The 9566-nt window shown below is 60.2% G+C and carries 6 protein-coding genes; 3 read left to right on the forward strand and 3 right to left on the reverse strand.

Features of this window, described 5'->3' with window-relative positions:
• From ACILSL_RS25735 to ACILSL_RS25745, 3 genes are all read right to left on the reverse strand, one after another.
• Positions 1-2528: efflux RND transporter permease subunit (locus tag ACILSL_RS25735; protein WP_395734942.1), on the reverse strand; the 2528-nt coding region annotated here is incomplete at its 3' end.
• A gap of 16 nt (positions 2529-2544) precedes the next feature.
• The gene (locus ACILSL_RS25740; protein ID WP_395734943.1) at positions 2545-3915 is read right to left on the reverse strand and encodes an efflux RND transporter periplasmic adaptor subunit; all 1371 of its coding nucleotides are present in this window, start codon (positions 3913-3915) and stop codon (positions 2545-2547) included.
• A gap of 73 nt (positions 3916-3988) precedes the next feature.
• Positions 3989-4987: a LacI family DNA-binding transcriptional regulator gene (locus ACILSL_RS25745; protein WP_395734944.1), complete on the reverse strand. Its 999-nt coding sequence runs from the start codon at positions 4985-4987 to the stop codon at positions 3989-3991.
• A gap of 135 nt (positions 4988-5122) precedes the next feature.
• Here ACILSL_RS25745 and ACILSL_RS25750 point away from each other — a divergent pair, with 135 nt between their 5' ends.
• The 3 genes from ACILSL_RS25750 (at position 5123) to ACILSL_RS25760 (ending at position 9529) form a co-directional block, all read left to right on the forward strand.
• Positions 5123-5533, forward strand: a complete 411-nt coding sequence (locus tag ACILSL_RS25750; RefSeq protein ID WP_395734945.1) for a cupin domain-containing protein — start codon at positions 5123-5125, stop codon at positions 5531-5533.
• Between the two features lie 12 nt (positions 5534-5545).
• Positions 5546-6604, forward strand: a complete 1059-nt coding sequence (locus ACILSL_RS25755) for an NAD(P)-dependent alcohol dehydrogenase (RefSeq protein WP_395734946.1) — start codon at positions 5546-5548, stop codon at positions 6602-6604.
• A 561-nt stretch (positions 6605-7165) separates the two neighbouring features.
• Positions 7166-9529 (forward strand): FAD-dependent oxidoreductase, encoded by a 2364-nt coding sequence (locus ACILSL_RS25760; RefSeq protein ID WP_395734947.1) that lies wholly within the window; start codon positions 7166-7168, stop codon positions 9527-9529.
• Positions 9530-9566 lie beyond the last annotated feature (37 nt).

Genomic DNA, 9566 nt, shown 5'->3' on the forward strand with positions numbered 1-9566 from the left:
TAACCGGCGGCCGGCGCACCCTGGATGGACGGGGCCGGATAGGCGTTGTAACGGGTGATTTCATTCAAGCCCAGCTTCGGCTTCAGACTCATGAAGGCCGAATACGGCACCATCTCCCCCTTTTCATTGGCCACATACATGTCCTTGAGATCCTTCGGCAGCCTCCGGAAGTCGGGATGTGCCTGCACATACAGCTTGAAGAACTGGCCAAATTTGATGAAGCCCTGCTCGTAGGTGCTGCCGATCATGACGGAAAGATTGTCCATCGCCTTGCCAATCGAGACCCCCTTTTGCATCGCCACTTTGTTGTCAATCACGAGCTCGATCTGCGGATAGTTGGCGCTGAAGAAAGTGAAGAGGCCGCGCAGCTCTTTGCGCTTCGCCAGTGCCGCCATGAACTCATCGTTCACCACCTGCAGCTTGTCGTAGTCACCCGTGTTGGTCTTGTCCAGCAGTCGCAGCGAGAAACCACCCGCCGCACCGTAGCCGGGAACTGCCGGCGGCTCATAGAACTCGATCGTGACTCCTGAGATGGCTTTGCACTTTTCTTCCAGTTCCGCGATGATCTGGGGTGCGGTCAGGTGCCGCTCCTCCCAGTTCTTCAGATTGATCAGACACGTGCCGGCGTTCGATCCGCGGCCCTCCGTCAGCACTTCGTAGCCCGCCAGAGATGACACGGAATCGACCCCTTCAATGGTCTTGGCCAGCTGCTGCAGCTCGGTGGACTTCGCAGAGGTGCGTTCCAGCGTCGATCCAGGAGGCGTCTGCAGAATCGCGTAGATCATTCCCTGGTCCTCCGCAGGAATGAAGCCTGCGGGCAGTTTTTCGTTGATGAAGTAAATCGCCGCACCGGCCATCCCCAGCACTGCCAGCGTCACCAGCCGCCTGTGCACGATCCTTCGGAGGATGGCGACATAAATGTCCGTCACCTTTTCAAACACATGATTGAAGGCGGCCAGCAGCAACGCAATCGGCCCGCGCCATTTGCGCTTGTGGCCGTGGTCGTTGCCATGGCCATGATCGGGCTTTTTCAGGATCATCGCGCACAGCACGGGCGTCAGCGTGAGCGCCATGACGCCTGAGAGCACGATCGCCACCGCCATCGTGATCGAGAACTGCCTGTAGAAGACGCCGACAGGCCCTGACATGAATGTCACCGGCACGAACACCGCTGTCATCACCAGCGTGATGGCGATAACAGCACCGGCGATCTCATGCAGCACCATCTGCGTTGCCTTGTAGGGGGACAAAAAGGTGCCATGCATCTTGGCATGCACGGCCTCCACCACCACGATGGGGTCATCCACCACAATGCCGATGGCCAGCACCAGGGCGAAGAGCGTGATGAGGTTGATCGTCACCCCAAACATCTGCATGAGGAAGAAGGCGCCGATCAGAGAGACCGGCACCGCCAGCGTCGGAATGAGCGTTGAGCGCCAGTCCCCGAGGAAAACAAACACCACGAGCGCCACCAGAATGAAGGCCTCGATCAGCGTATGCAGCACCTTTTCAATCGAGGCATCAAGGAAGTTGGCCACATCGTAGCTGATCTTGTAGTCCATCCCTGACGGAAACGTCTTCTCCTTGATCTCGATCAGCTTCTCCTTGATCTCCTTGATGACTTCGTTCGCGTTGCTCCCGAAGCTCTGCTTGATCACGATGGCCGCGGAGGGCAGTCCGTCGAGGTCGGAATACAGATCGTAAAACTCACTGCCCAGTTCCACGGACGCCACGTCCTTCAGCCTCAGCAGTTCGCCGTCTTCCGTCGCTCGCAGGATCACGTTCTCATACTGTTCGACGGTGTTGTATCGGCCCACGTAGGTGAGCACGTATTCCAGCGACTGGGATGTCTTGCTGTCCGCTCGCCCGATTCGCCCTGGAGAACCGATCAAGCTCTGCTCCGAAAGTGAATGCATCACCGATTCCGTCGAGACGTTGTAGGCTCGCATGCGGTCCGGCTTCAGCCAGATGCGCATCGCGTACTGTCGCGTGCCCAGGATCTTGGCCAGTCCCACGCCGCGAATACGGCTCAGTTCCGGGATGAGATAGATGTAGCCGTAGTTGAACAGGAACTGCATGTCCGCGTTCTTGTCCGTGCTGAAAAGGTTCACGTACATCAGCATGTTCGGCGTCAGGTTGTTCACGATGACGCCTTCGCGTTGCACCAGCGGAGGGAGGCGGCTCATCACCTGGTTCACGCGGTTCATCACGTTCACGGTCGCCTGGTTCGGGTCGGTCCCCATGTGGAAGATCACCTGAATCGTTGCCTCCCCCGCGCTCGTGGCGTCCGAGGTCATGTACTTCATGTTGGGCACCCCGTTGATCGAGCGCTCCAGTGGAATCAAACACGACTCCTCCAGAACTTTCGCGCTCGCTCCCGGGTAGTCCAGGGTCACCATGACCGACACCGGCGCCACGTCAGGGAACTGGGAGATCGGCAGGGTGATCATCGAAAGTCCCCCGAGGAACAGAATGATCAGTGAGATAACAATGGCCAGGGCCGGCCGGCGCAAAATCTTCGTAAACATGGGTCAAATCCTGTTATTATTCAGCATGCAGTTTCATGTCCTTGAAAGCCTCTTCGGGCTTCTTGAAAACATACACTGCTTTCTCTCCGCTTTTGGCCTGCCGCATTCCTTCGAGAACGATCTTGTCCTTGTCTGTCAAACCTTCGCTGACAATGAAAACATCCTCCAGTTCCTCGCTGATATGGATGCGCTGTTGCACCAGCACATCATCCGGTCCCACGATGAACACATAGTGATGGTCCAAAATCTCAAACGTCGCTTTCTGGGGAACCAGCAGCGCACCCCTGACCATTTTGTTCATGCGAATGTTGCCCGTCTCGCCGTGCCTGAGCAGGCGGTCCGGATTCGGAAAATCCGCACGGAATGGAATGGTGCCGGTTTGATTGTTAAACTCCGCCTCGATCACGTTGACTCTTCCCGGCTGGTTGAAAGTCTTTCCGTTGGCCATCACCAGTTCGACTTTCTTTCTCTCGTCCGGCTGCTCTTCAGACATGTAATCCAGATACTCTGCCTCAGGAACGTTGAAATAGACCCACATCTCGCTGTTGTCAGACAGGGTCGTCAGCAGATCCCCCTCATCCACCAGGCTGCCATTCCGCAGGTGCAGGCGGTCCATCAGCCCCGGAAAAGGAGCATTGATGTTGGTGAAGCCGAGGTGAGCCTGCGCGAGGTTCACCACCGCCACTCTTTGTTCCCATTTGGCCTTGGAAATGGCCAGCTCCTTGTCAGACACCACCTTGCTCTCCGTCAGCCTTTTGGTGTTCTCATACTCCACTTTGGCCACTTGAGCCTCGGCCTCGGCACTTGTCAGTTCTGCCTGGTACACCAGCGGCAGGATCTTGAACATGGGCTCGCCCTCCTTGACCACCTGGCCTTCTTTGACAAAGACGGACTGCAGGTAGCCCCGTTCCACCGCCCGCAGCTCAATATTTCGGCAGGACCGAATTTGACACACGTATTCGCGCGTGACGAGCGTATCTCTCCTGAGGGGATTGGTCAGGATCAGCTGCGCCTCTTCTTCCTTCTCCGCGTGCTCAGTCTCCTTGGGGTGGCAGCCGCTAAACAGGAGGCTGGCCGCCAAGCCAGCGTAAATAAAGGATTTCCGTGAAGCGAGGTGAAGTATTTCCATTCTTGGTGCATACGAAGCCACAGACTGCAGTCTATTCATATACCCTCGATAAGGGGTTTTTGCACCCATCCCTGGCACCAGTGGCCGTAACCGGCGGCAAAGGTCGCTGCCACAAAAGGAGACGAAAAGGGACATGAAGCGTGGGTTGGATTGGTTACAAATTGCTGAAATGCAATGATATATGCGGGGTTGTACGTGACTGCTGCTGCGGCCAACGTCCCCGGTCAAACCCGTGTACAACGAGCGATCTTCTCCCATAAATCGCTATATTTATGCGCCCTTTCAGAGCGGTGGGCCGCGCTGCCGCCATCTCGTTTGCAGTAGGGCGCTCCTAGGCTGTGGCCGCCCGCCACACGCCTTCGGTCATCACGATCCTGGGCGCTTCAGGGATGCCCCGCTCATTCTGCTGATACTGCGTCACCAGCAGATCCACCGCCGCTGCACCTAGGACATCCGCCTGCTGGTCGACCCCCGGCACTTCAGCCATGTCCGCCCGCCAGCCCAGCGAGACGTAGTCCGGCCGCCGCGCGCAGGGCAGGGGAGTCAGCCAGTCCTTCACCACATGCCCCCCGTCGATCACCACGTCAGGCTTGGCCTTGCGCAGCCACTGCAGGAAATCATTGCGGCTCGGTGCCTTGCGCAGCGCCAGCAGTTCGCCGGGCTGGGCCAGCGGGTGGTGCGCCAGAAAACTCGCCGACCACGCCCGAAACATCCGCTCATTGATCGTGCTGCCGCAGTAGAAGCCGATCCGTTTGTACTTCTGCTTCTTCAGCATCCGCAGTGCCGTCATCATGCCCAGATAGTGGTGATGATGTACCCGGTGCAGCTGTGGCCGCGCATAGCCCAGGCCGATCACCACACTGCAAAACTTCTCCCAGGCCATGCTCACATGCCCCCGGCTTCTCGACACCAGCGGCGAAAGAATGAACCCCGGAATCCCCCGCGCTTCCAGAATGTCGGACAGCCGCCTCCCCGTCATCCCCCGCGCCGCCAGATGAAACTCCTCCAGCTGAAAGCCCAGCTTCGCCGCCTGCTGCCGCGCCCCCAGCACCAGTTGTTGCGACCACGACGAACGCTCGATCTCCTGCGAGCTCCGCTCCGCCCACACAAACGCCAGCGTCAGCGGCGCGGTCACACGCCGCGCGCTCCGCATGTGCGTCATCAGCTTCGCGATCTCAGGATCAGGCCGGTAGCCCATCTCCTCCGCCGTCTGCACAATTCTCTCCCTCAGTTCCACCTCCACATGCTTCCCCCCGCGCAGCGCACGCGACACCGTCATCTTGGAAATGCCGAGCCTGAGGGCGATGTCGTTCAAAGAAGCGCGTGCCATCCCACACTCTACACAAGCTCGCTCATTGAATCCAATGTCGCTGTTGCAGCCACTTCGTTGCGTCGCTTCACTGCAGAGCCCGCATAATTATCCGGACGTCAGACCTCTCCCAAACGTATACCCCGCGAAGCAATCATGGAAATCCAACGTAACGGCTCCAAGCCCTCCGCTCAAGGCCCTGCCGACTGGTTCACCGGCACCGTGCGCATCGACCCACTTTTCCAGCCTGCTTCACCCGCACGCGCCGCCGGCGCCACCGTCACTTTCGAACCCGGCGCCCGTACCGCCTGGCATACCCATCCCCTCGGCCAGACCATCATCGTCACCTCCGGCTGCGGCCGCGCCCAGCGCCTCGGCGGACCCATCGCAGAAATCCGTCCCGGAGATGTCGTCTGGTTTCCGCCCGGCGAAAAGCACTGGCACGGCGCCTCCCCCACCACCGCCATGACTCACATCGCCATCCAGGAAAGCCTCGATGGCAAAGTCGTCGACTGGCTCGAACACGTCACCGACGAGCAATACCAATCCACTCAACCCAACTCCTAACACCCGCCCGCCATGCCCACCGCCAAAGCCTACGCCGCCACCAGCCCCACCTCCGCACTCTCCCATCTCAGCATCCCGCGTCGCGAACCCACCGAGCGCGATGTCGAGATCGACATCCTCTACTGCGGCGTCTGCCACTCCGATCTCCACCAGGCACGCAATGAGTGGAGCGCCATGCCCACCGTCTATCCTTGCGTCCCCGGCCACGAAATCGTCGGCCGCATCACCAAGGTCGGCTCCGCCGTGAAAAAGCACAAAGTCGGCGACGTCGTCGGCGTCGGCTGCCTCGTCGGCTCCGACCAGTCCTGCCCCCAGTGTGCCGCCAATCTCGAGCAGTTCTGCCCCCACGGCGTCTTCACCTACAATTCCCCCGACAAACACGGCACCGCCCCCGTCACCTACGGCGGCTACTCCTCCTCCATCGTCGTCGATGAACACTTCGTCCTCACCATCCCCTCCAATCTCAGCCTCGCAGGCACCGCCCCCCTCCTCTGCGCCGGCATCACCACCTACTCCCCCATGCGTCGCTGGGGCGATCTCAAGGGCAAAAAAGTCGGCGTCGTCGGCCTCGGCGGTCTCGGCCACATGGGCGTAAAATTCGCCCACGCCTTCGGAGCCCACACCGTCGTCCTCTCCACCTCCCCCAAAAAGAAAGACGCCGCCCTCACCCTCGGTGCCGATGAATTCATCATCTCCACCGACGCCAACGAAATGCAGCGCCACGCCTTCAGCTTCGACTACATCCTCGACACCGTCTCCGCCGACCACGACATCAATTCCTACCTCAACCTCCTCAAAATCGACGGCACCCTCACCCTCGTCGGCGCTCCGGATAAACCTCTCCCCGTCTCCGCCTTCGGCCTCCTCTTCGGTCGCAAGCGCCTCGCCGGATCCCTCATCGGCGGCATCGCCGAAACCCAGGAAATGCTCGACTTCTGCGGCACCCACAACATCACCTCCGACGTCGAAATCATTCCCATCCAACAAATCAACGAAGCCTACGACCGCCTCCTCAAAAGCGACGTCAAATACCGCTTCTCCATCGACATGGCCTCCCTGAAGTCCGAGTAAAAAAACACTCCCCCAATTCCCCTCTTCAACGCGGTGCGTCCTCCCGGACCCACCGCGTTTTTTTGGAGTACGACAGGCACTCCTGCCTGTCGATCAGCGCTCCCTTCACTCCCATAACCATTCGCGCCTCCCCACCACCCCCTCTCCCCGCGAGGTCCGACACCTCAAAAATCAAAAATCGACTGTTCATCAATCGTCAATCCCTCAGCCCTCCACCACAGACTCCCTCACCACTTCATCCTCTGCCCCCTCTGCGGCAAAATCGGATATCCCTTCCAATGCGAAACGTCTGCTCCGGTCAATTTTCAATTCTCAGTTTTCAGTTCCCAATTTTCAGTCAATCCCCAGCGCTTTCTCCTTCCCCATCACCCTCATATTTTCCCCCGTCTTTCCCCTCTTTCGGCCAACCTCATCCGGCCTCGTCACGCACCTCAGTTATGCACACCTCCCCAAATCATAAATCAAAAATCGTAAATCATAAATGCCACCAACCTCTGTTACTGTAACAAACACTCCACGATTGCTTTCTCCCCCCGTCCTCGTTTAAAACCACCCTCAACCATGAAATCCGCCCTCCTTGCCACCCTCCTCACCCTCGGCACCGCCGCTGCGGCCCACGCGCAGCCCCTCTGGCTCGAGGCCGAATCCTTCTCCTCCCCCGGCGGCTGGGTCCTCGACACCCAGTTCATCGATGTCATGGGCTCCCCCTACCTCATGGCCCACGGCATGGGCAAGCCCGTCAAAGACGCCACCACCACCATCGATCTCCCCGCCGGCACCTACACCCTCTGGGCCCGCACCAAAAACTGGGTCGGCCCCTGGGATGCCACCGGCGCCCCCGGCCGCTTCCAGATCACCGTCAACGGCCAGAAGCTCGACCACGAATTCGGCACCACCGGCAAAGACTGGCAGTGGGAAAAAGCCGCCCCCGTCAAAATCACCGGCAAGACCACCACCCTCGCCCTCCACGACCTCACCGGTTTCGATGGCCGCATCGATGCCCTCATCCTCGCCAAAGACGGCGAAGACTTCACCCCGCCCGCCGACCTCGCCGCTACCAACAAGCTCCGCCGCCAGCTCCTCGGCCTCCCAGAGAAAGCCCCAGAATCTCCCGAGTACGATCTCGTCGTCATCGGCGGCGGCTACTCCGGCATGGGCGCCGCCATTTCCGGCGCACGCCAGGGCCTCAAAGTCGCCTTCATTCAAAACCGCCCCGTCCTCGGCGGCAATGGCTCCAGCGAAATCCAGGTCTGGGCCATGGGCGGCACCCGCCGCGGCCTCTACCCCCACCTCGGCGAGATCGTCGAAGAGTTCGCCGACCGCGCCAGCAACAGCCCCGCCGCCTCCCCCCAGGAGTTCAATGACAAGCTCAAAGAAGACACCGTCAACGCCGAGAAAACCATCTCCCTCCACCTCAACACCCACGTCTACGGCGTCGAAATGACTGCTGACAAAAAGAACATCCGCTCCGTCATCGGCCTCGACACCAAGACCGGCAAAGAAACCCGCTTCCTCGGCAAGCTCTTCGTCGACTGCACCGGCCACGGCAGCGTCGGCGCCCTCGCCGGAGCCGAGTTCATGATGGAAGAAAAAGGCCGCATGGGCATGAGCAACATGTGGGTCATGCAAAACCTCAAGCACCCCGTCACCTGGCCCGCCACCCCCTGGGCCCTCCCCCTCACACTGGAAGACTTCCCCGAGCCCAAAGCCCTCGCCCCCGTCGGCAAAAAGAACGCCGAAAACATGAAAGGCTACGACCTCGGCTACACCCCCACACCCGCCCCTGAAGACTACGTCCACGGCGAGTGGTTTTGGGAAAGCGGCTTCGACAAGCACCCCCTCAACGACCTCGAACTCATCCGCGACCACAACTTCCGCGCCGTCTACGGAGCCGTCACCGCCCTCAAAACCCTCAAGGCCGACAAATACGCCGACTTCGATCTCACCTGGCTCGCCTACATCGGCGGCCCCCGCGAATCCCGCCGCATCGTCGGCGACATGATCCTCAATGGCGAAGACATGGTCAAAGGCATCATCCACCCCGACGGCTGCGTCCCCACCACCTGGGACCAGGACCTGCACTACCCCAAAGAGCAGTACGCCAAAAACTACCCCGACAATCCCTTCATCAGCCGCGCCGAATTCGGCAAGCACACCGACCGCAAAAACGGCTACCCCGTCCCCTATCGTTGCTTCTACAGCAAAGACATCGGCAATCTCTTCATGGCCGGCCGCACCATCTCCGTCGAGCGCCACGCCCTCGGCTCCACCCGTGTCATGCGCACCTGCGGCATGATGGGCGAAGTCGTCGGCAAAGCCGCCTGGATCTGCGTCCGCCACCACACCACCCCACGCGGCGTTTACGAGCAGTACCTCGACATCCTCAAAGACCTCATGTCCCAGCCCGGCGCCATGCGCCGCGACACCCTCGAAGGCGCCCTCTACCTTCCCGGCAACGCCAAAAAACTCCCCGACCTCCCCCCACCCGGCACCTCCGCCGACAGCATCGACCCCAAAAAACTCGAAGGCATCGTCATCGACGACACCGAAGCCGAGCTCACCGGCAAATGGGCCCATGGCGAAGGCCTCAAGCCCTACGTCGGCAAACACTACAGCTACAGCAGCGACGCAGCCGCCAGCGCCCGCTTCCCCTTCAGCGTCAAACAAACCGGCAGCTACGAAGTCCGCATCTACTTCCAGCCCCACGAAAACCGCGCCAAAACCGCCCCCATCACCCTCCTCACCGCCGACGGCGAAAAAACCGTCACCGTCGATCAAACCAAATCCCCCAAAGACCCCCAGGGTGCCTACACCCTCGGCACCTACAAATTCACCGCCGGCGAAGAATCCGCCGTCATCTTCCGCACCACCAACGCCTCCGGCAACGTCCACCTCGACGCCGTGCAGATCCTCCCCGCCAAGTAACCCACTCGCGCCGAGCGGGCGCTAGCAAAGTAGCCCA

It is taken from the genome of Prosthecobacter sp. (genome assembly GCF_044222345.1).
Classification (GTDB): domain Bacteria; phylum Verrucomicrobiota; class Verrucomicrobiia; order Verrucomicrobiales; family Verrucomicrobiaceae; genus Prosthecobacter.

Bases quoted from the DNA above. Each gene is read 5' to 3' on its own strand.
- ACILSL_RS25755 (WP_395734946.1), top strand. From the start codon at position 5,546: ATGCCCACCGCCAAAGCCTACGCCGCCACCAGCCCCACCTCCGCACTC.
- ACILSL_RS25750 (WP_395734945.1), top strand. From the start codon at position 5,123: ATGGAAATCCAACGTAACGGCTCCAAGCCCTCCGCTCAAGGCCCTGCC.
- ACILSL_RS25745 (WP_395734944.1), bottom strand. From the start codon at position 4,987: ATGGCACGCGCTTCTTTGAACGACATCGCCCTCAGGCTCGGCATTTCC.
- ACILSL_RS25740 (WP_395734943.1), bottom strand. From the start codon at position 3,915: ATGGGAGAAGATCGCTCGTTGTACACGGGTTTGACCGGGGACGTTGGC.
- ACILSL_RS25760 (WP_395734947.1), top strand. From the start codon at position 7,166: ATGAAATCCGCCCTCCTTGCCACCCTCCTCACCCTCGGCACCGCCGCT.